General features: G+C 70.2%; 23 protein-coding genes and 1 pseudogene. 8 read left to right on the forward strand and 16 right to left on the reverse strand.

The genetic code is table 11. The annotated features are described in order from the left end of the window. From AC5JOC_RS03720 to AC5JOC_RS03740, 5 genes and pseudogenes are all read right to left on the reverse strand, one after another. Positions 1-1,266 carry a GNAT family N-acetyltransferase gene (locus AC5JOC_RS03720; protein WP_494245410.1) on the reverse strand — a complete coding sequence of 422 codons (1,266 nt, stop codon included), beginning with the start codon at positions 1,264-1,266 and terminating at the stop codon, positions 1-3. A 119-nt stretch (positions 1,267-1,385) separates the two neighbouring features. Continuing rightward, a complete protein-coding gene (locus AC5JOC_RS03725) occupies positions 1,386-1,706 on the reverse strand; it encodes a cupin domain-containing protein (protein ID WP_494245411.1) in 321 nt (106 codons plus the stop codon). 85 nt (positions 1,707-1,791) lie between these two features. Next, complete coding sequence (locus AC5JOC_RS03730; RefSeq protein ID WP_056013555.1) at positions 1,792-2,244, reverse strand: Lrp/AsnC family transcriptional regulator; 453 nt, start codon at positions 2,242-2,244, stop codon at positions 1,792-1,794. Positions 2,245-2,435: 191 nt separating this feature from the next. Then, on the reverse strand, positions 2,436-2,825 hold the full coding sequence (locus AC5JOC_RS03735; RefSeq protein WP_494245628.1) for an aldehyde dehydrogenase family protein: 390 nt from the start codon (positions 2,823-2,825) through the stop codon (positions 2,436-2,438). Further along, a pseudogene (locus tag AC5JOC_RS03740) lies at positions 2,767-3,894 on the reverse strand (aldehyde dehydrogenase family protein); the annotation flags it as partial. The pseudogene AC5JOC_RS03740 and the gene AC5JOC_RS03735, both read right to left, overlap by 59 nt. A gap of 247 nt (positions 3,895-4,141) precedes the next feature. Here AC5JOC_RS03740 and AC5JOC_RS03745 point away from each other — a divergent pair. The 3 genes from AC5JOC_RS03745 (at position 4,142) to AC5JOC_RS03755 (ending at position 8,642) form a co-directional block, all read left to right on the forward strand. After that, a complete protein-coding gene (locus tag AC5JOC_RS03745; protein ID WP_079706530.1) occupies positions 4,142-5,617 on the forward strand; it encodes an APC family permease in 1,476 nt (491 codons plus the stop codon). A gap of 48 nt (positions 5,618-5,665) precedes the next feature. Further along, positions 5,666-7,099, forward strand: a complete 1,434-nt coding sequence (locus AC5JOC_RS03750) for an NAD(P)/FAD-dependent oxidoreductase (RefSeq protein ID WP_494245414.1) — start codon at positions 5,666-5,668, stop codon at positions 7,097-7,099. Between the two features lie 163 nt (positions 7,100-7,262). Then, the gene (locus AC5JOC_RS03755; RefSeq protein ID WP_494245416.1) at positions 7,263-8,642 is read left to right on the forward strand and encodes an NAD-dependent succinate-semialdehyde dehydrogenase; all 1,380 of its coding nucleotides are present in this window, start codon (positions 7,263-7,265) and stop codon (positions 8,640-8,642) included. Positions 8,643-9,200: 558 nt separating this feature from the next. Here AC5JOC_RS03755 and AC5JOC_RS03760 read toward each other — a convergent pair. Further along, positions 9,201-10,763, reverse strand: a complete 1,563-nt coding sequence (locus AC5JOC_RS03760) for a PucR family transcriptional regulator (protein ID WP_494245418.1) — start codon at positions 10,761-10,763, stop codon at positions 9,201-9,203. A gap of 62 nt (positions 10,764-10,825) precedes the next feature. On the opposite strand from AC5JOC_RS03760, the gene AC5JOC_RS03765 reads away from it, so the two are divergent. The 3 genes from AC5JOC_RS03765 to AC5JOC_RS03775 all read left to right on the forward strand — a co-directional run bounded on the left by AC5JOC_RS03765 (position 10,826) and on the right by AC5JOC_RS03775 (position 14,328). Next, entirely contained in the window at positions 10,826-12,148 is a 1,323-nt protein-coding gene (locus tag AC5JOC_RS03765; protein ID WP_411557013.1) for an aspartate aminotransferase family protein, read from the forward strand. Positions 12,149-12,257: 109 nt separating this feature from the next. Then, complete coding sequence (locus AC5JOC_RS03770; protein ID WP_494245420.1) at positions 12,258-13,793, forward strand: CoA-acylating methylmalonate-semialdehyde dehydrogenase; 1,536 nt, start codon at positions 12,258-12,260, stop codon at positions 13,791-13,793. Positions 13,794-14,037: 244 nt separating this feature from the next. Next, positions 14,038-14,328, forward strand: a complete 291-nt coding sequence (locus AC5JOC_RS03775; protein WP_426737603.1) for a DUF1905 domain-containing protein — start codon at positions 14,038-14,040, stop codon at positions 14,326-14,328. Between the two features lie 71 nt (positions 14,329-14,399). On the opposite strand, the gene AC5JOC_RS03780 is transcribed toward AC5JOC_RS03775, so the two are convergent. From AC5JOC_RS03780 to fdhA, 10 genes are all read right to left on the reverse strand, one after another. Continuing rightward, the gene (locus tag AC5JOC_RS03780; RefSeq protein ID WP_124767521.1) at positions 14,400-14,813 is read right to left on the reverse strand and encodes a hypothetical protein; all 414 of its coding nucleotides are present in this window, start codon (positions 14,811-14,813) and stop codon (positions 14,400-14,402) included. A gap of 1 nt (position 14,814) precedes the next feature. Further along, entirely contained in the window at positions 14,815-15,981 is a 1,167-nt protein-coding gene (locus tag AC5JOC_RS03785) for an Asp23/Gls24 family envelope stress response protein (RefSeq protein ID WP_494245423.1), read from the reverse strand. Positions 15,982-15,988: 7 nt separating this feature from the next. Continuing rightward, the gene (locus AC5JOC_RS03790) at positions 15,989-16,201 is read right to left on the reverse strand and encodes a hypothetical protein (RefSeq protein ID WP_494245425.1); all 213 of its coding nucleotides are present in this window, start codon (positions 16,199-16,201) and stop codon (positions 15,989-15,991) included. 85 nt (positions 16,202-16,286) lie between these two features. Continuing rightward, the gene (locus tag AC5JOC_RS03795; protein ID WP_430893416.1) at positions 16,287-16,889 is read right to left on the reverse strand and encodes a hypothetical protein; all 603 of its coding nucleotides are present in this window, start codon (positions 16,887-16,889) and stop codon (positions 16,287-16,289) included. Further along, complete coding sequence (locus tag AC5JOC_RS03800; RefSeq protein ID WP_124767524.1) at positions 16,889-17,464, reverse strand: DUF6286 domain-containing protein; 576 nt, start codon at positions 17,462-17,464, stop codon at positions 16,889-16,891. Before AC5JOC_RS03800 ends, AC5JOC_RS03795 begins: the two co-directional genes overlap by 1 nt. Continuing rightward, the gene (locus AC5JOC_RS03805) at positions 17,461-17,814 is read right to left on the reverse strand and encodes a hypothetical protein (protein ID WP_064296820.1); all 354 of its coding nucleotides are present in this window, start codon (positions 17,812-17,814) and stop codon (positions 17,461-17,463) included. Before AC5JOC_RS03805 ends, AC5JOC_RS03800 begins: the two co-directional genes overlap by 4 nt. Then, positions 17,811-17,999 carry a DUF2273 domain-containing protein gene (locus tag AC5JOC_RS03810; RefSeq protein WP_064296821.1) on the reverse strand — a complete coding sequence of 63 codons (189 nt, stop codon included), beginning with the start codon at positions 17,997-17,999 and terminating at the stop codon, positions 17,811-17,813. Before AC5JOC_RS03810 ends, AC5JOC_RS03805 begins: the two co-directional genes overlap by 4 nt. Then, positions 17,996-18,415, reverse strand: coding sequence for an Asp23/Gls24 family envelope stress response protein (locus AC5JOC_RS03815; RefSeq protein WP_085513765.1), 420 nt, complete (start codon positions 18,413-18,415; stop codon positions 17,996-17,998). Before AC5JOC_RS03815 ends, AC5JOC_RS03810 begins: the two co-directional genes overlap by 4 nt. A 168-nt stretch (positions 18,416-18,583) precedes the next feature. Further along, the gene (locus tag AC5JOC_RS03820) at positions 18,584-19,618 is read right to left on the reverse strand and encodes a helix-turn-helix transcriptional regulator (RefSeq protein WP_494245428.1); all 1,035 of its coding nucleotides are present in this window, start codon (positions 19,616-19,618) and stop codon (positions 18,584-18,586) included. A gap of 323 nt (positions 19,619-19,941) precedes the next feature. Continuing rightward, positions 19,942-21,162: a formaldehyde dehydrogenase, glutathione-independent gene (gene fdhA, locus AC5JOC_RS03825; protein WP_079706515.1), complete on the reverse strand. Its 1,221-nt coding sequence runs from the start codon at positions 21,160-21,162 to the stop codon at positions 19,942-19,944. Between the two features lie 370 nt (positions 21,163-21,532). Here fdhA and AC5JOC_RS03830 point away from each other — a divergent pair, with 370 nt between their 5' ends. Both AC5JOC_RS03830 and AC5JOC_RS03835 read left to right on the forward strand, forming a co-directional pair. Beyond that, positions 21,533-21,781, forward strand: coding sequence for a type II toxin-antitoxin system Phd/YefM family antitoxin (locus AC5JOC_RS03830; RefSeq protein WP_064296825.1), 249 nt, complete (start codon positions 21,533-21,535; stop codon positions 21,779-21,781). After that, entirely contained in the window at positions 21,778-22,038 is a 261-nt protein-coding gene (locus AC5JOC_RS03835; RefSeq protein WP_079706514.1) for a type II toxin-antitoxin system RelE family toxin, read from the forward strand. Before AC5JOC_RS03830 ends, AC5JOC_RS03835 begins: the two co-directional genes overlap by 4 nt. Positions 22,039-22,063 lie beyond the last annotated feature (25 nt).

The raw sequence follows: 22,063 nt of genomic DNA on the forward strand, positions 1-22,063 counted from the left end.
TTAGAAGTGCGTCCGCAGGAAGGGCGCCTGCTCCGTCGCGAAGGCGAGGTCGAGCGCTCGTACCGCCTCCGATGACCCGGTGATGAGCCCTGCTTCGGCGAGCGCCGACACGCGCGGGCCGCCGAGGAGGACGGCCGACAGCTCGTTGATGGTGAGGCGCACAGCGTCGTCGTCGGTCGATTCCGGCACGTCGCCGATGCGTTCCGCGACCGCGGCACCGTGCTCGTCGATGCGGAGCGCGAACCGACCGCCGGCGAGTCCGAGGGCGTCCTCGACATCGAGCAGGTGCTCGCGAGGATCGGACGCCGCAGGGACGGTGAACCGGCGCGCGCCGAGCACGGTCGGCACGTCGACGATCCGGAGCCAGAGCGAGTCGGCTCGCGCGGTGGTCTTGACGGCGCGACGGTCGACGAGTCGCCACTGGATGGCTTCGACCGTCGGAGCCTGGTGGAAGGTGACCTTCGTGGTGAGGCTGATCCCGGTGAGGTGCCGCCAGAGGGCGTAGCGGGCCTCCGGGGTGGTGGCGACGAGGTCGTCGACGACGATCGTGCCCCACTCCTCGCCGACGCGGTAGAGCGCGTAGCCCTGCGGCTCGCCGTCGGCGTCGTCGTAGCGGAGGGCGAGCGTGTCACCCTCACCGTGGCTGAAGTGGCGGATGGTCACCTCACGGAGGGCCTGCTTCCACCAGGCGACCCCGCGGTCGATGTCGCCGGTGCCGCGGGAGCGCTCGAACAGCCCGGGCGCGACGGTGGCGAGCGAGCGCGGGTCGAGCGTGTGGACGCGGCCGGCGGGCGGCGCACCCCGCCAAGCGACGCGCTTGGGGTCGACCTCGTGCGTGAACTCCCAGGTCGCCGGGGCGAAGCCGTAGCGACCGTAGATGGTCGCCTCGCTCGCGGTGAGCGCGACGACTGCGGCACCGGTGGCCTTCGCGTGGTGGAGTCGGTTCTCCATCAGTGACCGGGCGATCCCTCGACGTTCGTGGGAGGTCGAGACGGTCACCTCGGTGATGGCCAGGGCGCGGACGGTGCCGCCGGGGATCGACAGTGCGGTCGGGAAGGAACCGAGCGTGCCGACGGGGACGAGCGGTTCGGCCGCGGTGTCGTCGTAGACCCCGAGGATGGAGCTGCCGACGAGGAGCTGACGCCGCTCGGCACGCACCGCCACGTCGGTGTCGGGCTTCGAGAGGAAGCCGCGGGACGCTGCACCCCACCAGAGGTCGAGGGCGGCGTGGTCCGTGTGGTCGAGCTCGACGGTGCGCAGGTTCATGCGACAAGCCTATTGGGGTGGCTCGGAACGCAGGAGATCGGCGCGAGAGCAGGACGGGCGGGCGCGAAGCGTCCTGCTGTCGGGCGGATGTCCTGCTGCCGCGCCGGGAGTCGCGCGGGTCAGGCGACGTAGACCTTGCGGAGGGTCTCGCGGACGGTCCAGGTGGTGCGGGCGCCGGCGGCGAGTCGGCCGATGGAGCCGGCACGGAGCTCCAGCGACGGGGTGCCGTCGGCGAAGTCGACGGTCGCCTCGCCGGAGAGGACCACGAACACCTCGTCGATCTCGGTGTCCTGCACGACGCCGACACCCAGCTCCCAGACGCCGACCTCGGTGTCACCGACGGCCGTGAGCGTCACGATCCCGCTCCGCGGCGACCCCGAGACGACGTCCTCGGGCGCGAGCGGGTTGTCGGCGAGCGCCACGTCGGCGCCCTGGAGCACCGCGTTCGGGAGCGAGCAGGTGGTCGGTCATGAGGTACCTCTCTGAGCAGGACGGAGACGAGCGGGGTCGGCGCGGCCCGACGACCTACCCGACGCCCCAGCCGTAGGCGAGCTTGTGGGCTTCGAGCACGAAGAAGGTCTCGGTCGACCGCACCCCGGGCGTCGGCTGCAGGGTGTCGAGGAGGAAGGTCTTGTAGTGGTCCATGTCGCGGCACACGGCCTCGACCATCACGTCGAAGCCGCCGCTCGTGAGCACCACGTAGCTCGTCTCCGCGTGCTTCGACAGCTCCTGGCACACCCCGCGCGCCATCCCCGGCTCGCAGCGGATGCCGATGAGCGCCAGGTGGTCGAAGCCGATCGACAGCGGGTTCGCGATGCCGACGATCTGCAGGATCCCGGTGTCCTCGAGTCGCTGGATCCGGTAGCGGACGGACGACGCCGGCAGCCCGGTCTCGGTGGCGATCTCCGAGAACGCCTTCCGTCCGTCCTGCTGCAGGATCGCGATCAGCCGACGGTCGATGTCGTCAAGGTCGTTCATGTGGCTCCTCCGGCAGCGGGCGGATGGTCATCTGGCAAGCGTAGCGAGGGAAGCCGTGCGGCCCGGGTGCGGTGTCCGCCCCACCCGAGCCACGAGCCCCGGCCGACCGACCGACCCGAACGCGGGCGGTCGACCGGGGCGACGCCGATCGAGCGGACCGAGGGAGGTCGCTGATCGGCGGATCGGTCCGACTAGCGGACGTGGATCGCGCCGGTGCGGAGGTCGGTCATGTCGTGCAGCGTGTACATGCCACCGATCCGACCCCAGCCGGTGCCCTTGCCGCCCGCACCACCGAACGGCATGTTGATGTCCCACCAGCCGTTGGAGTCGTTGACGATGACCTGACCGGTCTCGAGCTCCTCCATGAAGCGGTAGGCCTTCGACAGGCTCTCGGTGAACACCGCGGACTGCAGGCCGAGCGCGTCGGCGTTGGCGATGCGGAGGATGTCGTCGTCGTCCTTGCGCCGTGAGGATGGGGAGGACCGGACCGAACGACTCCTCGCGCGACAGCAGGCTGTCCTCGGAGACGCCGTCGACGATCGTGAAGTCGTAGTAGAGGTCCGTCGGGTGGCCGGTGGCACGACCGCCGCCGAGCAGGATGTCGAAGCCGAGCGAGCGGGCCTCGTCGAGGTGGCGGTCCATCTTCGCGGCGACGCCCTCGTTGTTGAGCGGGCCGAGGTTGATCCCCTCGTCGAAGGGGTTGCCGAGTCGCACGGTGGCTTTCGCGTAGGCGAGGGCGGCCTCGACGAAGGCGTCGTGGACGTTGTGGTGGACGATGAGCCGCTCGGTCGCGCAGCAGACCTGCCCGCCGCTGTAGAACGCGGAGTCGACGGCGGCCTTCGCGGCGCGTTCGATGTTCGCGTCCTCGAGGACGACGATCGGGCCGTTGCCGGAGCACTCCATGAGCGAGCGCTTGAGGCCGGCGGTGCGGACGATCTTCGCCCCGGTGGCGGACGAGCCGATGAAGCCGATCGCGTCGATGCCGTCGTGGGAGACGAGCTCGGAACCGAACGCGCCGTCGCCGGGGAGGACGCTGACGAGCCCGGCCGGGACGCCCGCCTCGACGAGGCAGTCCATCGCCGCGAGGACCGCGAGGGGCGTGTTGCTCGGCGGCTTGACGATGCAGGCGTTGCCGGTCGCGAGGCCCGGGGCGACGAACTCGCTGAACATGAGGAGCGGGAAGTTCCAGGGCGTGATGATGCCCCAGACGCCGACCGGTGCGCGCCAGGTGAACATGCGCTTGTCGATGTCGCTCGACGGCAGCGTCTCGCCGTAGAGGCGGAGGGCGTCCTCGGCGTGGAGGTGGAAGAGCTGCGCGGCCTCGGCGATGTCGGCGATCGACTCGGCGAGCGGCTTGCCCTGCTCCAGCGTCTGCAGGCGGGCGAGCTCCTCGACGCGGGCGTTGATCGCGTCGCCGACCCGGTGACAGATCTCCGCGCGCTTGAACACGCCGAGCTTCCGCCACTCCCGCTGCGCCTCGTGCGCACGTCGCACCGCCTCGTCGAGTTCGGCGGTGCCGGCGACGGGGATCGACGCGATGACGTCACCGGTGACGGGGCTGATCACCTCCGAGCGCTCCGAGCTGGTTCCGTCGGTGAACTCGCCGGCGATGAAGAGCTGGGTGCGAGTGGGTGTCGGCAACGTGGTCATTCCGGACCTCCTGGTGTCGTGGCTGGGCCGACGACGCCGAACAGCGTCGTGCGGATGTCGTCGGGAGAATGTGGGATCAGCCTAGGACCTTGCGATTCCTCGAACAAGCAGTATTGTTTCGTCAAAGTTACGATTACAACAACTGAGAGCGATCACTGATCTTGTCGTTCACGACAATCCTTCGGCACATTGAGTGCACCAGCAGCGAGACAGCGACGTCTCGTCCCCCACGAATCGAGAAGAGCCCATGTCGACCGAACACGTCACCAGCACCGACGAGACCACGCACCTGCCGAAACGGATGCGCTGGTTCGACGGCTTCGCCATGGCGATGACCATGCCCGCCGCGCTCATCGCCACCCTCGGCGCCTCCATCACCGGCCTCGGCGGCTGGGGGGCCGCCGTCCTGTGGGCGATCTCCATGATCCTCGCCATGGGCGTCAACTGGATCTACACCGAGCTCGCCACCATGTTCCCGAACTCCTCCGGCGGCATCGCGCACTACGCGGCCGAAGCGTGGAAGTCGCGTGCACCCTGGGTCGCACCGATCACGGGCGTCGGCTACTGGCTCCCCTGGGGCACCAACCTCGCCACCTACGGCGCGGTCACCGGTGCACTCATCCAGGCCCAGTGGTTCCCGAACGAGGACTGGGTGATCCAGCTCGGCCCGATCTCCATCACCTTCCCGATCCTCATCGGGCTCGGCGTCATCGGCGTGATGTACCTCATCAACGTCATCGGCGTCCGCGTCACGATGGCGTTCGTCTACATCACGGCGGGCATCCTGCTCATCCCCCTGTTCGTGTTCATCGTCTTCCCGCTCTTCAGCGCCGACTGGGCACCGCTCGACCTCACCTGGAAGCTCGAGGGCATCGAGGGCCTGCACACCGCGATCGTCTGGCTGTACATCATGGCGTGGACCACCTTCGGTATCGAGGTCTGCGCGACCTTCGCCCCGGAGTACCGCGACTCGGTGAAGGACACGACCAAGGCGATCAAGGCCTCCGTCCTCTTCTGCCTCGGCGTCTTCTTCGTCATCCCGCTGACCCTCGGCGGCTACGCGGGTGAAGCGGCGATCGCCGACAACCCGGCGACCTTCTTCGTCGCGAGCTTCGCCTCGCTCGTCGGTGGCGCTGCGGACGTCATGGTGCTCTGCCTCATCGCCTCGCTGCTGCTCATCATGACCACCTCGGTGGCCGACGCCTCGCGCGTGCTGTTCAACATGGGCAAGGAGCGCGTCACCGTCCCGTCCCTCGGCGTGCTCAACCGTCGCGGGGTGCCGTTCCGCTCGCTCAACGTGATGCTCGTCATGAACGTCGTGATCCTCGTGGTGCTGCAGAACCCGCTCGCGATCATCGTGACCGGCAACCTCGGCTACATCCTCACGCACTTCTTCGCCGTCTCCGGCTTCTTCCTGCTGCGCAAGGACCGCCCCGACGCCGTCCGCCCGATCCGCCTGCCGCGCTTCTTCGTGCCGCTGTCGGTCGTGCTGTCGGTGCTCCTCGCGATCATCCTCATCGTCGGTGCCACCGGGTTCTCCACCACGGGCTACGGCGGGTTCCTCGAGCTCGGCATCGCGCTCGGCCTGCTCGCACTGGGCGTCGTGATCTGGCTGTTCGTGCAGCGGAGCACCAAGCGCGACGCGGGCCTCGGGAGCGGCGGGGCATCCGCCGGAACCCCACGTGCCGAGGCCGAACGCACCGACGCCGCCCGCACCGACTGACCGCGCACCACGCGACCGCACCGAACCACGCACCACAGGGGACCCACCATGAGAACCACCTACGAACTGGCCGAAGAGCTCGCCGACACCGCACGCCTGCGGGACCAGCTGGCCTCGGCCGAACCGGAGCCGTACTGGCTCGACGACCCGGCACGGCCCGCTCCACTCCCCCGCCTCGAGGCGGACGTCGAGACGGACCTGGCGATCGTCGGTGGTGGGTACTCGGGCCTGTGGACCGCCCTGCTCGCGAAGGAGCGCGACCCGGACCGCCGGGTCGTGCTCCTCGAGGGCCGGCGCATCGCGTGGGCGGCGTCCGGTCGCAACGGCGGGTTCTGCGAGCCGAGCCTCACCCACGGATCGTCGAACGGCAAGAGTCGCCTGCCGCACGAGTTCGACCGCCTGGAGGAGCTGGGGCGCGAGAACCTGCGCGAGATCGGCGAGACCATCGCCCGGTACGGCATGGACTGCGACTGGGAGGAGACGGGGCTGCTGCAGGCGGCGACGGCCCCACACCACGTCGACTGGTTGCGGGAGAGTGCCGAGGAGCACGGCGCCCGGTTCCTCGACCGCGAGGCGATGCAGGCGGAGGTCCACTCGCCGATCTTCCAGGCCGGCCTGTTCGAGCCCACCGGAGCGGCGCTCGTCAACCCGGCCAAGCTGGCGTGGGAGCTGCGACGCGTCTGCCTCGACCTGGGTGTGGAGATCCACGAGTACACGCACGTCCGCTCGATCCGGTCGGACGCGACGTCGGTCACCCTGACGACGACGCACGGCTCGGTCGTCGCGAAGCACGTCGCCCTCGGCACCAACGTCTTCAAGGCACTCATCCCGAGTGCCCGGAAGTACACGGTGCCGGTCTACGACTACGCGCTGATGACGAACCCGCTCTCCGCCGAACAGCTCGAGAGCCTGGGTTGGAAGGGCCGGCAGGGCATCTCCGACCTCGACAACCGCTTCCACTACTCGCGACTCACGACCGACGCGAACGGGTCGACCCGCATCCTCTACGGCGGCTACGACGCGGTGTACAACTACGGCGGGCGCGTCGAGCCGCGGTTCGACCAGCGCGAGGAGTCGTTCCTCAAGCTCGCCGCCCACTTCGCCCACACCTACCCGCAGCTCGCCGACCTCGGCTTCTCCCACAAGTGGGGCGGCGCGATCGACACCTGCGGGCGGTTCTTCTCCTTCTTCGAGACCGCGCACGGCGGCAAGGTCGCGCACGCGGCCGGGTTCACCGGCCTCGGCGTCGGGGCGACGCGGTACGGCGCGAACGTCATGCTCGACCTCCTCGCCGGCACGCCGACCGAGCGCACGACGATGGACTTCGTCCAGAAGAAGCCGACGCCGTTCCCGCCCGACCCGCTCGCGTTCATCGGCGCGCGCATCTCGCTGTCGGAGATGGCCCGAGCCGACCGCAACGAGGGCAAGCGCGGGCTCTGGCTCCGCACGATGGACGCCGTCGGGCTGGGCTTCGACTCCTGAGCCGGGTTTCGACGCAGGAGCCGCAGTCCAACCCATGACAGGCGGAGCGTGGTTCGATACGGTGCAGGTGGTGGTCCCGCTCCCGTCGAACCCGCACAGCTCGCATCGGCCGGCAACGGACACCGCACCGCACCAGCAGCACCTCAGACAAAGGAGCACACCAGTGAGCGACTACGCCGTCGTCAACCCCGCGACCGGAGAGACTCTCCGCGACTACCCGACGATCACGGACGAGGAGCTGCAGCAGGCGATCACCGCCGCGTCCGCCGCCCACGAGGAGTGGTCGCGTCGCGCTCCCGTCGCCGACCGCGCTGCGCTCGTCGCCCGCGTCGCCGCCCTCCACACGGAGCGCCGTGAGCAGCTGGCCGAGATCGCCGTCCGCGAGATGGGCAAGACGTACGAGCAGGCGCTCGGCGAGGTCGACTTCGCCGCCGCGATCTACCAGTACTACGCCGACAACGGCGAGGCCTTCTCCGCCGACGAGCCGATCGAGCTGTCCGACGGCACCGGCTCGGCGTTCATCCGTCGTGCGTCGCTCGGCGTGCTGCTCGGCATCATGCCGTGGAACTTCCCGTACTACCAGGTGGCGCGGTTCGTCGGCCCGAACGTCGTCAACGGCAACACGATCCTCCTCAAGCACGCACCGCAGTGCCCCGAGTCGGCGCTGGCGATCGCGCAGATCTTCGACGACGCCGAAGCCGAGCTGGGCGCCCACGATTCCGTGTACGTGAACATCTTCGCCACGAACGACCAGATCGCGACGGTCATCGCCGACCCGCGCGTGCAGGGCGTCTCGGTCACCGGTTCGGAGCGCGCCGGTTCCGCCGTCGCCGAGCTGGCCGGCAAGCACCTCAAGAAGGTCGTGCTCGAGCTCGGTGGGTCCGACCCGTTCATCCTGCTGTCGACCGACGACCTCGACGCCGCCGTCCAGGACGCCGTCAACGCCCGCATCGACAACAACGGGCAGTCCTGCAACGCCGCCAAGCGGTTCATCATCATCGACGAGCTGTTCGACGACTTCGCCGCGAAGTTCACCGAGGTCTTCACCGCGAACGCGCCGGCCGACCCGATGGCGGAGAGCACGCAGCTCGGCCCGCTGTCGTCGGCCGCCGCGACCGAGCGACTCGGCGAGCAGCTCGGCCGCGCGAAGGCGCAGGGCGCGACGATCCTGGCATCGGGCGAGCCGAATGGGAACTTCTTCCCGCCGGCCGTGCTCACCGACGTGACGCCTGAGATGGACGCGTTCCACGAGGAGTTCTTCGGACCCGTCGCGTCGCTGTACCGGGTCGCGTCCGAGGAGGAGGCCGTGCGCCTCGCGAACGACACCCCGTTCGGCCTCGGCTCCTACGTCTACACGACCGACCAGGAGCAGGCGCTGCGGGTCGCGGACGGGATCGACGCCGGCATGGTGTGGATCAACCTCGTCCTCGGCGACGCGGCGGAGCTGCCCTTCGGCGGCGTGAAGCGCTCCGGCACCGGCCGCGAGATGGGCAAGCCCGCGATGGACGAGTTCGTCAACAAGAAGCTCATCCGCATCGCCTAGGCGCTTCGGCCCCGGTCGCCGAGCTCGCACCACGGTCACTGACGCCCCATCCAGTCTCTGAGCTCGCACCACCGGTCACTGACGCCCCCATCCGGTCACTGAGCCTGTCGAAGTGCGGTCCCGCCCCATGTCGACCGCCCTTCGACAAGCTCAGGGACCGGGATGGGGTGCGCGCGAGGACCGGGACACGGTGCACCCGCTCACCGCGCTCCTCACCCGCGGAACGCTTTCCGGTCACTGAGCTTGTCGAAGTGCGGTCCCGTCGTGCGGTCGCTGCCCTTCGACAAGCTCAGGGACCGAGAGGAGTGCGACTCAGGGACCGGACCGGGATGGTGCAGCTCAGGGACCGGGACGGCAGGGTGCGGCTTGGGGACCGGAACCCCCGCTGGGGTTCGTCAGCAAGCGGCGGTCACCCCGAACCGTGCACCCTCTCCGCTCCCTGAGCCTGTCGAAGGGCCCACGGTGGCACCTCGACAAGCTCGGTGACCGGGGTGGGCTCGGTGACCGGGGTGGGCTCGGTGACCGGGGTGCGCTCAGCGACCGGGGCCCGAAGGACCTTCAGCCGTCGGTGAGCTGGAGGGCGCTCCACAGCTCGGCGCGGTCGCCGAAGCGCGAGAGGTCGAGGTCGAGCAGCGACTCCAGCGTGGTGATGCGCGCCCGGAGGGTCTGCCGGTGGATCCCGAGGCGGCCAGCCGCCTGATCGGTCACGCAGTTCGCCTCCAACCACGCCCGGGCCGTCTCCACGTGGACCGCCCGAGCCTCGGCTCCGAGCCCGCCCAACGGCTCCAGCAGCCGATTCGCCAGCACCGACCCGCCCGACGCGCTCAGCAACCCGAGCAACCCCTGCTCGGCGAGTGCCTCGTACCGCACGAGTCGCGGCGTCTCCCCGGCCGACGCGCGCGCCCGCTCGGCCTCGGCCAGCCCGTCCCGCAAGCCCTCCCAGCTCGTCCTCGCCGACACCCCGCCCGACAGCCCGTGGCGGCCGACGACGGCGTCCCAGAGTCCGGTGTCCGCGTCGCTCGACACGATGACGATCCGCTCGTCCTGCTCGGCGAAGAACAGCTTGCCGCCGTGCGCCGCGGCCTGCACGTCGAGTTCCGAGAGGAAGCCCAGCTCACCCACGGGGATGTCGACCACGGCGACGCGGATCGGGTCGGGCGGCAGCGGCCCCCAGAGCCGCTGGGCGGTGCGCTCGGCGACGGCGCGGTCCCCGGAGAGCAGCAGCTCGAGGAGCCCCGACCGCAGCTGCCGGCGTGCGAGGTCGAGGGCGCTGTGCTGCTCGAGGGCGATGCTCGCGAGGCCGATGACGCTGGAGACGAGGTCGTGCTCGGCGTGGTCGAGCGGCACGCTGGAGCCGACCGCGAGGATGCCCCGCAGCTCGCCCCGGCGACCGAGCGTCAGCAGCGTCGCGCCCTCGGCTCCGTCCGCGAGGTGCAGGCCGGCCCGCGACCCGCGGCGCAGCACCTCGGCGACGGCGGCCTCCACACCCTCCGGCACCGGCTCGCGCGTCCTCGTGGTGACCCGGTTGCCGAGCGCGTCGTACAGCGCGACCCAGCAGCCGAGCTGCTGCCCCAGCTCCGCGAGGATCGCCGTCAGGCCGTCGGGTCGGAGCGCCGCCCTCGCGACCGCACGCTGGGCGGCGAGCGACCATTCGAGCGACGCCACGCGCGCGGCCGCGACCGCGTCGGCGACGAACCGGATGATGCCGATGAACGGGGTCCGCTCGCCCACCTCGAGCAGGGTGAACCCGTGACGCTCGCACGCGTCGACGAGACGCTGCGGGATGTCGGCGTGGATGATCCCGGTGGCGAACCCGAGCGCGAGCACGCCCCGGGCGGAGAGGCGGCGGACGTACTCGTCGGCGCGGCGGTCGGCGAGCTCGTCGCTCATCTCGCCGGTGAACTGCATGCCGTCGGTGAGGAGCAGCTGGCCCGGTTCCAGCCAGGGTGTCGGGTCGCCGAGGTCCGAGCTGTGCACCCAGGCGATGTCGCGATCGAGGACGTCGGCGTCACCCGCGACGACGAGGCCGAGCTTGAAGACCGGCTCGGCCATGAGCGTGCGCAGGGACACGTTCGAGGACGCACGGCCGACCTCGCCAGCGATCACTGAAGTGGTGGACATGTGCCGAAGCTATCACCGATCCCGCCATGTACATCGGCCGCGTCGATTGCCAGGCTGCAGGAGTGATCAATGACTTCCTCTCCGGCCTCGACAACGCCGGCGTCCGCGACGCCGACACCCAGCGCGTCCTGCACTCCTGGTCCGCCCAGAGCACGCTCAAGCCACTCCCCATCGCGGGCGGGCTCGGCAGCACCGTGTGGGACCACGACGGACGCCACTACCTCGACTTCTCCAGCCAGCTCGTCAACGTGAACCTCGGGTACCAGCACCCGAAGGTGGTCGCGGCGATCCAGGAGCAGGCGGCGCAGCTCACCACGATCGCGCCCGCCGCGGCGAACGCGACCCGTGCCGAGGCGGCTCGGCTCATCCTCGACCGCGCCCCCGAGGGCTTCGAGAAGGTCTTCTTCACCAACGGCGGCGCCGACGCGAACGAGAACGCGATCCGCATGGCGCGCATCGCCACCGGCCGCGACAAGGTCATCTCGACCTACCGCTCGTACCACGGCAACACGGGCGCGGCCATCGTCGCGACGGGCGACTGGCGCCGCATCCCCAACGAGTACGCCCGCGGCCACGTGCACGTGTTCGGCCCGTACCTCTACCGCACCGAGTTCTGGGCGACGACGCCGGAGGAGGAGTCGGAGCGCGCCCTCCGCCACCTCGAGCGCACCGTCCAGGCGGAAGGCCCCGGCTCGATCGCCGCGATCCTCCTCGAGACCGTCCCCGGCACCGCCGGCATCCTGACCCCGCCGCCCGGCTACCTCGCGGGTGTCCGCGCGATCGCCGACCGCTACGGCATCATGCTCATCCTCGACGAGGTCATGGCCGGCTTCGCCCGCACCGGCGAGTGGTTCGCGTTCGACGCGTTCGACGTGCGCCCCGACCTCATCACCTTCGCGAAGGGCGTCAACTCCGGCTACGTGCCGCTCGGTGGCGTCATCGTCTCCGAGCACATCGCCCGCGTCTTCGACGAGCAGGTGTTCCCCGGTGGGCTCACGTACTCCGGCCACCCGCTCGCCGCCGCGAGTGTCGTCGCGACGCTCACCGCGATGGCCGAGGAGGGCGTCGTCGAACACGCCAAGGCGATCGGCGCCGACCACATCGGGCCCGCGCTCCGCTCCCTCGCCGAGCGTCACGAGCTCATCGGCGAGGTCCGCGGCAGCGGCGTGTTCTGGGCGGTCGAGCTCGTCGAGGACCGCGACACCCGCGCACCGCTCGATGCGGCGGCGATGGGTCGGTTCAAGTCGTCCCTGCTCGAGGCCGGCCTCCTGCCGTTCATCAGCGAGAACCGCATCCACGTCGTCCCGCCCGCCGTCGTGACCGCCGACGAGGTCGCCTCGGGCATCGCGATCATCGACGCCGCCCTCGGGGAGCTGCGCGCATGAGCGGCGACCCGGACCCGTTCTGGGACTCGGTGTCGGGACTCCCGGCACCCGTCCCGGCACGACCAGCACCCAGCACCCCTGCACCCCACGACGCCCAGGAGCCCTCCGCATGACCACCACCGCCACGAGCACCACCCCCACCACCGACGCCGGTTCGCTGCCGGTCGTCCCGCACTGGATCGACGGAGCCGAGGCCCCGTCCAGCTCCGGTCGCACCGCCCCGGTCTACGACCCGGCGCTCGGTGTCGCGACGAAGCACGTCGCGCTCGCGAACCAGTCGGAGATCGACCGCGCCGTCGCATCCGCCGCCGCGGCCTTCCCGGCCTGGCGCGACCTGCCGCTCGCGAAGCGTCAGCAGATCGTGTTCAAGTTCCGTGAGCTGCTCGAGGCGAAGAAGGGTGAGCTGGCGGAGATCATCACCGCGGAGCACGGCAAGGTCGTCTCCGACGCGCTGGGTGAGATCACGCGCGGGCAGGAGGTCGTGGAGTTCGCGACCGGCCTCGCGCACCACCTGAAGGGCGAGTTCTCCGAGCAGGTCTCCACCGGTGTCGACGTGTACTCCACGAAGCAGCCGCTCGGGGTCGTGGGCATCATCTCGCCGTTCAACTTCCCCGCGATGGTGCCGATGTGGTTCTTCCCGATCGCGATCGCCGCCGGGAACACGGTCGTGCTGAAGCCGAGCGAGAAGGACCCGTCCGCGGCGATCTGGCTCGCGAAGCTGTGGCAGGAAGCCGGGCTCCCCGACGGCGTGTTCACGGTGCTGAACGGTGACAAGGAGGCCGTCGACGGGCTCCTCACCCACCCCGACGTCCGCGCGATCTCCTTCGTGGGTTCCACGCCGATCGCGAAGTACGTGTACGAGACCGGCACCGCACACGGCAAGCGCGTCCAGGCGCTCGGCGGGGCGAAGAACCACATGCTCGTGCTGCCCGACGCCGACCTCGACCTCGTCGCCGACTCCGCCATCAACGCCGGCTTCGGCTCCGCCGGGGAGCGGTGCATGGCGATCTCGGTCGTCGTCGCCGTGGAGCCCGTCGCGGACGAGCTCATCGCCAAGATCGCCGAACGCGCAGCGACCCTGCGGATCGGTGACGGACGCCGGAACTGCGACATGGGCCCGCTGGTGACGAAGGTGCACCGCGACAAGGTCGCGTCCTACCTCGACATCGCCGAAGCCGACGGCGCGACGATCGTCGTCGACGGCCGCAACACGCCCATCGACGGCGACCCGAACGGGTTCTGGCTCGGCCCGACCCTCATCGACAACGTCCCGACGACGTCGAAGGTGTACACGGAGGAGATCTTCGGACCCGTCCTCGCCGTCGTCCGCGTGCAGTCCTACGAAGAGGGTGTCGCGCTCATCAACGGTGGTGCGTTCGGGAACGGGACGGCGATCTTCACCAACGACGGCGGCGCCGCCCGACGGTTCCAGAACGAGATCCAGGTCGGGATGATCGGCATCAACGTGCCGATCCCCGTCCCGGTCGCGACGTTCTCCTTCGGCGGGTGGAAGGACTCCCTGTTCGGCGACACCAAGGCCCACGGCGCCGAGGGCGTCCGGTTCTTCACCCAGCAGAAGGCCATCACCTCCCGCTGGCTCGACCCCTCCCACGGCGGCATCAACCTCGGCTTCCCCCAGAACTGAGGTTCCCGGCCCCTCGGCGGCGCTCCCCGCGAGCCTGCCGAGGGGCCGAGTGCTTCCGGGGCCCTTCGACAAGCGGTCCCTGAGCCTGTCGAAGGGCCATGCCTCCCCAGCTGCCCTTCGACAAGCTCAGGGACCGGACGTTCGGTCCGAGATCTCCGTGCGGCGGACGCTTGGGCCCTTGCCACGGGTCGGACTCAGCCGCGACAATGGCCCCGCCGACCACGACCGACGAGGGGCACCACCGATGGCCATCGAACCGACCGAGCTCGATCACCGCTTCACCGCGCCGATCGGCGTCGACGTGAAGGGCGACGTCTGGTCCTGCGTCGAGATGCCCGGCTCGGCCGAGTTCTTCGGCACCGGCAAGTCCGTCCGCGTCGATGCGACCGTCGACGGTGTCGACCTCCCGAACGTCGGGCTCATGCCGACCGGCTCCGGTGGTCACATGCTGTCCATCAGCGCGAAGCTGCGGAAGCGTCTCGGCAAGGACATCGGCGACACCGTCGACGTCCACCTCACCCGCCGCCTGAGCTGACGACAGGAGATCCGCGCGGCAGCAGGAGATCCTGAGGGAGGACCTCCTGCTGTCGGGCGGATCTCCTGTGCTCAGCCGCCCGTGACCCGGCGGATGAGGTCCTGGATGAACGGCACCACGTCCGATGCCTGGTCGACGCCCGCGAAGGCGACCGCCAGCAGCGGCCACAGCGACACGAGGAGCGCCGAGATCACCGCCGCGACGGCCAGCACCCAGGAGAGTGCGCCGTTGCGGCTGCGGACGCACCCGAGCAGGAACAGCAGCGCGAGGACGTACCCGATGAGGAGCGCGACCACGATGCCACCGACCGGGACGTTGAGCGCACCGACCGTCGCGCCGTCGGCCGCACCGATGAGCCCGAGGATCGGGATCAGCACCCCGACGACGATCAGGACGAGGAGGACGACTCCCGTGATCGCGGCCGCCCACACGGCACGCGGACGCGGACGGGCGCCGTACGACGTGGTCCGGCTGAAGAGCGGCATGTCACTGCTCCTTCGTCGGCGCCGCAGCTTGGACGGCCGTGGCCTCGGCGGGAGCGTCCGCCACCTCGTCGACGTCAGCGACCTTCGGGGCAGGCTGGTCGTGCGTGTCCTCGTCGGCGGGCTCGAGCGCGCTCGGGGTTCCGTCGACGGGCGCCGCGGCGCCGCCGTCCTGCTCGGGGGCCGAAACCAGGTCGGCATCAGCGATCGTTGCGGCAGGCTCTTCCGCTGGAGCGTCCTGGATCACGTCAGCCGCCCCGACGGGCTCAGCGTCGGCGAGGTTCGGGTCGGCGCCGTGCGTCACCTCGTCAGCGACGGTCGCGAGCGAGTCGGCCGCGGTGGCCAGCTGGCGGGCGGCCTCGGCGAGTTCCTCCGACACGTCGTCGGAGGATTCCGACACCACCTCATCGATCGGTTCACCGGCGACGTCGCCGTCGGCCGTGAGCTCGTCGTCGGCACCGGCGACCACGACCGGCTGCTCGTTCCCCAGCGACCGGCCGTCGTCGCCCTCGGACCGGCCGGTCCGCTGCTCCACCGCGTCGCCGGCGGCGTCGGCCAGGTCGGCCGCTCCGGCTCGCGCCGAGTCCACCGCGTCCGATGCAGCAGCCTTCGCCGTGCCGAGGGCATCCCCGGCGGCCTCCGCCGCATCGCCGATCGCGGCACCCGCCGCGGACGTCGCATTGCCGATGGCGGCCTTGGCGTCGTCGATCGCCTCGCCCGGATCGGGCTCGATCGGGTCGAACGGCCCGTGGATGTCGGTGACCGTGATGTCGATGTCGACCGGTCCGGGGTGGCGGGCCTCCAGCACGGCCGCGACGTCGGCCCGGACCGTGTCCGCGACCTCGTCGATGCCGGCCGGGTACTCGGCCACCAGTGAGACCTCGACGTTCAGCACGTCGTCGTCGGCCAGGACGTTGACGCCGGGGACGGCGGTGCGGCCGAGCAGGCGGGTGCGGGCGCTGTCGATGGCGCGGGCCGTCGGGGAACCGAGGGCGTGCACACCGGGGACCGTCTCGGCCGTCGTGGCGATGACCTGGGCGAGCTCGTCGGCCTCCTGCTCACGTCGCCGGCCGGCGTCGAGCTCGACCACCGGTGCGTCCGCCGGTTCCGGCGAAGCCACCGGCTCCGACACCGACACCGCCGGCGTCTCGGCGGAGACCGAGTCGGACACGGCCGGTTCAGCGGTCTCCGGTCCAGCGACCGCCGTGTCCGCCGGCAGCGACCGCCACAGGAGCGGGAGCGGTCCCGCCCACGTGCTCGCCGTCGTGCGATTCGATGCGGCGGACCTCGTCATCCGGATGCGCGGGCACGAGCACCGTCGGGTGCTCAGCCCGGACCTCGGCCGGGGTGGGGATGTGGTGCTGGTCCGGGTGCTTCGTGTCGTCGCTCATGCGATCCTCCTCGCACCGCGTCGGCGGTGCATCGGTCCTACTGCTGTCGATTCGGGTGCCGCAGGCGGCACCGCGGGGTGTCGGGTCAGACGACCCGGTTCGTGCTGGCGAGCCGCGTGCGCAGTCCGCTGACGATCTGGATGACCACCGGGGTGGACGTCCCGAGGACGCCGTCCCACTCGTGGATGGCCGCCTCGATGTCGCGCCGCAGCTGAACGGGCGAGGCGCCGCGACGAGCGTGTGCGGTGAGGCGCAGCGTGGACTGCTTGCGGATCCGGAAGCCGGTGACGTCGACGGCGACCACGTCGGGGTTGCGCCCGATCGCCTCCTCGAGGACCTGCTCGGCGACCTTCACGTCGAGCAGGACGCGACCACCGGTCGGGGTGTCCTTCGTCCGCTGCTCGTCGACCTGCAGCAGCGTTCCGGTGTGCCCGCGGCCCTGCCGGAACACGAACCAGAGGATGACCAGGATGAGCAGCAGGGCGACGACCGCCGCGACCCACAGGATCCACGGCTGGGCGTCGATGGTGTCGTTCGTCGGTCCGACGGCTCGCTCGGCGTTCTCGCTGATCGTGCGCTGCACGTCCGGCAGGAGCGCGCCCACGGACAGGGCCGCGCCGGCCGCGAGGACGACGAGTCCCACGACGAAGATGAAGAACCGGTTGAGGAATCGATTCGTGGAGTTCATCAGGCCACCGTTCCCTTGCTGCTCACGCGGACCTTGGCGCGGAGCGCCGGCCGGTAGTCGTAGGACGCGACCTCCGCGTCCACGGCCTGCTGGATCTCGCGCTGGTCGACGCGTCGGCCGCTCGTCGGCGTGACGTCGACGCGGGCGCTCCTGGCGCCGACGCTGACACTCACCTGCGAGGGGTCGATGTCACCGGCGTACGAGGCGACGCGGGCGAGCGACTGCGCGATCACGCGGTCGTCCACGACGGCCGCGGTGCGGTCGGCGATCGACCCGCGACGCCCTTGGCGGGCGGGGGCCAGCGACAGGACGATCAGCACGAGGCCGATGATCGCCGCGACCGCGCCGATGGCGACGAGCAGCGGGGCCGGAGCGGTCGCCGCGGTGAGCACCGCGGTGACGATGTCCTTCGGTGCGACGAGGAGCGCCGGCTGCCCGATCGCGGCCAGGACCGATTCGGTGCCGAGCCAGGCGAGCACGAGCGCGAGGATGATCGCGATCGTGATCGCGAGCGTCGACCGCGGCGAGTGGGTCTCGCGACGCACCGCGCGGCGGTACAGGGCTGGGGTGCTCACAACACCCTCCTTCGTTCTTCGAGCTTCGCGCCCGTGATGTGGAGGTCGACGCGTCCGATCGTCGACCCGGTCAGGTCCAGGCACCGCTCACGGATGCTGGTCTGTGCGCGTGCCAGGCGTTCGAGGACGGTTCCCGAGGTCCGGGATCCGGCGCCGAGCGGCGACACGTGGATGGGCGTGCTCGCGGTGACCGTGAGGGCCCCCTGGGCGTCGGAGAGCTCGACCGAGACCTCCGACGCCCGCACACCGAGTTCCTCCGCGGTGACGGCAGACACGACGCGACGCACGGCGCGGGAGCTGATCGTGTTGCGACCATGCACGGCCTGTTCGGCCGTCACCGCCGCGGTCACGACGACCGCCGCCCGCGGAGCGCGTCGGCGACACCGCGCAGGTCGAGCTTGCCCTCGAGCACGCGTCCGATGCCGAATCCGATCAGCATGAACAGCGCGACGAGGATCATGCTCCAGAACCCGAATGCGACGGCAGCCAGTGCCAGGACGGCACCGACGAGGATGCCGCGATCGGTCGTGGTCACTGGACGCGGCTCTCGTCAGCGTCGTTGTCGTCGTCCGACGGGATGTGGACGTCGGAGACGGTGACGTTGACCTCGGTGACGTCCATACCCACGACGTTCGAGATCGCGTCGGTGACGCTGCGACGGACGTCGTCCGCGACGCGCTGGAGGTCGACGGGGTACTCGGCGACGATCACGATGTCAGCGGCGACCTGCTTCTCGCCGACCTCGACCGAGACGCCCTGACCGCGGTCCTGGGCGTTGATGGCGTTGCGGATGGCGCCGATGGCGCGAGCTGCTCCGCCGCCGAGGTCGTGCACGCCGGGGACCTCGCGGGCTGCGATGCCGGCGACCTTCTGGACGACGCCGTCGGCGATGACGTTCTTGCCCGTGGAGGCGGTGGCTGCGTGGTTGGCGGTGTCGGTGGTGTTCGACATGGTGTTGCTCCTTCGGTGGCTGGTACTGCGGTTTCGCGGTCCGGGTGTCCGGTCGCGGTGCCCGTGTTCCGGGCGACATCTATGAGACTGCGCGTCACGCCCGATCCTCACGGTCGATCTCGTTTTCGTCGCGAAGCACTCAGTTTCTGGATATTCGCGACTCGTCGATCAGGCGCGGAGGGTCTGGCTCGGGCCCTCGCCGAAGCGGTTCCGGTAGGCGGAGGCGAAGCGGCCGAGGTGGACGAACCCCCACCGCTTCGCGACCTCGCCGACCGTGGTCTCCTGCGGCGAGCTGTCGGCGAGCTCGCGCCGGGTGCGGTCGAGGCGGATGTCGCGCAGGTAGGCGGTGGGCGACATGCCGAGCTCGCGACGGCAGTGGAGCTGCAGCGTCCTCGTGTGCAGCCCGGCCGCCTTCGCCGCGTCGGCGGGCGTGATGGGCTCCGCCGCGTGGTGGTGCAGGTATTCGACCGCGAGGCGGGTGCGCGCCATCGAGGGCTCGCGGAGCGGCTCCGGCAGGTCGACCACCGCCCACGGTGCGAGCTGCAGCAGCGCGAGGGCGAGCGGTCGCTGGGCGTTCATGCGGAGCAGCGGAGGGGCCGTCTCGTCGGTGAGCACCGGGGTGGAGGCGTTCAGCGCCACGCGCCAGCGCTCGATCGCCTCGGGTGTCGGCGTCGCCTCGAGGTCGAAGGACACCGCTTGACTCGGGCCGGCGTGGATCTCGGTCGCGATGTCCTCGAGGTACGGTGCGGAGAACAGCACGGAGTTCTGCCGATGCGGGGTGAGGTGCACCGTGTACGGCCGGTGGAACGGGAGGACGAACGGGTGTCGCGGGATCTCCATCCGTTGGCCGTCGCGACGCACGATCCAGCCGCCGCCGGTCGTGACCCACGAGACCACGTAGTCGGTGAGGCCGGGGGTCTCGCCGGTGACGTGCCCGGTCATCGTCGCGGTGCGGAGCGAGACACGGTCGTCGCCGATCGACACCCACTGGAACGAGAACGGCTCGGAACCGCGGGTGACGGTGAAGCGGCTGCCGTCGTAGGCGCGCTCGTAGTTCTGCCGGGCGACCGCCGGGTCGTCGCCGCTGACCGTGACCCTGCGGATCGGAACCGTCGACGCCGTACTGCTCGCACTGCCGAGCAGCGGGCCGGTGTCGGAGTCGCTCTCCGGATCTGATTCGGATGCGAGGAAGGAGTGTTGCATGGTCGTCCTTGTGCGAGTGGGGGTCTCTTCGTCGCGGGACGGGCCCCATGGCCCCGTCGGTTTCCCGCGTCATTGGAGAGACGGACCGTAGAGGAGGGAATCTCACGGTTCACTCAGCAGTTCGTCAGACAACGCCGTACCGGATGCCTCGCAGCACGCGTTTCGGTGAAAACTCAGTAGTCGGGACCTCCCGGTGAGGACATGAATCCGTCCCCGGCGCCCGGTCCCTGAGCCTGTCGACGGGCAGCCGAAAGCGCCCGTTCCGTCGTCCTGAAGCTCTCCAGACGACGCAACGGGCGCTCTCGGTGATGTCGCAGTGCCGCCTACGCTGCGTCCAGATACCCGTTCGGGTTGAGGACGAACTTCTGCGCAGCCCCCGCATCGAACTCGGCGTACCCGCGCGGGGCGTCCTCGAGGGTGATCGCGGTGGCGTTGACGTTCTTCGCGATGTGGACCTTGTCGTGCAGGATCGCCATCATCAGGCCGTGGTTGTACTTCATGACCGGGCACTGACCGGTGGTGAACGACAGCGACTTCGCCCAACCGGTGCCGAGACTCAGCGACAGCGCGCCCTTCTTCGCGGCCTCGTCGATGCCGCCCGGGTCACCCGTCACGTAGAGCCCGGGGATGCCGAGCGCACCGCCGGCCGCCGTGATGTCCATGAGCGAGTTGAGCACGGTCGCCGGGGCTTCATGACCCGCGTCACCGCCGTGGCCACGAGCCTCGAAGCCGACGGCGTCGACCGCGCAGTCGACCTCCGGGACACCGAGGATCTGTTCGATCTGCTCCGCCGGCTCGCCCTTGGTGAGGTCGACGGTCTCGCAACCGAAGCTCCGCGCCTGCGCCAACCGGTCGGCGTTCATGTCGCCGACGATGACCGCAGCGGCGCCGAGGAGCATGGCCCCGGTCGCTGCGGCGAGTCCGACGGGACCCGCACCTGCCACGTAGACGGTCGAGCCGACGCCGACACCCGCCGTCACCGCACCGTGGAAGCCGGTCGGGAAGATGTCGGAGAGCATCGTGAGGTCCATGATCTTCTCGAGCGCCTGGTCGCGGTCCGGGAACTTCAGGAGGTTCCAGTCCGCGTAGGGCACGAGCACGTACTCGGCCTGGCCGCCGACCCAGCCACCCATGTCGACGTAGCCGTAGGCACTGCCCGGGCGGTCGGGGTTCACGTTGAGGCAGATGCCGGTCTTGCGCTCCTTGCAGTTGCGACAGCGACCGCAGGCGATGTTGAAGGGCACCGAGACGATGTCGCCGACCTTGATGAACTCGACGTCCGGTCCGACCTCGACGACTTCACCGGTGATCTCGTGTCCGAGGACGAGGTTCGGCGGTGCCGTGGTGCGGCCGCGGACCATGTGCTGGTCGGAGCCGCAGATGTTGGTCGCGACGGTCTTGAGGATGGCGCCGTGGGGGACTTTCCGGCCGACGTTGGCCGGGTTCACCCCCGGTCCGTCCTTGAGTTCGAAGGTGGGGTAGTCGATGTCGATGACCTCGACGACACCCGCTGCTTTGTAGGCGACAGCTCTGTTACCTGACACGTGATCCTCCTTGATCGCGGGCGCCCGTTGTGGGGCACCCTGTGTCTGCTCGACCCTATCCCGCCCCTGCCGCGAGCGGCAGTCCCCCGGTCCCTGAGAACACCTCCGCCGGTCCCTGAGCGCACCTCCACCGGTCCCTGAGCGCACCTCCGCCGGTCCCTGAGCCTGTCGAAGGGCTGCCACCCCGAGACCGGCCCGCTCCTCCGCACGGTCCTCGGCCCACGTCCGGTCCCTGAGCCTGTCGAAGGGCACCCCTGTGGAGAGCGCCCTCGGTCGTCTGCACACCTTGTCTAGGCTGCTCTGAAGCCGTTTTCCGAAGCCGCGGTCATCCCACATGTACAGACGGAGGCTCAAAACGTACACTTGCGACATGTCCCGGATCAACGTCACCGAAGCTCGAGCGAAGTTCTCCGAGCTCATCGCGCGATCCCACACCGAAGCCGTCTTCGTGGAGCGTCGCGGGCGCGCGGAGGCCGTCATCATCAGTCCCGAACAGTACGACCGGATGATGGAGGCGCTCGAAGACGCCGAGGACGCCCGTGCCTTCGACGCGGCGATGGCCGAGGAGGGCGACAGCATCCCGTGGGCGCAGGCGAAGGCCGACCTCGGCTGGGAATGAGTCGATACGACATCGAGCTGCGGCCGGCCGCGATCAAGGCGCTCCGCAAGATCGACCATCAGGACCAGCGACGCATCCGGGCCGCGATCGCTCTGCTCGGGGAGAACCCACGCCCGCCGAGCGCCACGGCGTTGCAGGGGCGCCCCGGCTTCCGAGTCAGGGTGGGCAACTATCGGATCGTGTACACGATCGATGACGGTGTGCTCCTCGTGGTCGTCATCACGCTCGGCCATCGGAGCGACGTCTACCGGGGCTGACGTCCGGCGACCTCGTGTCGGCGCC

Source organism: Plantibacter sp., assembly GCF_059073635.1.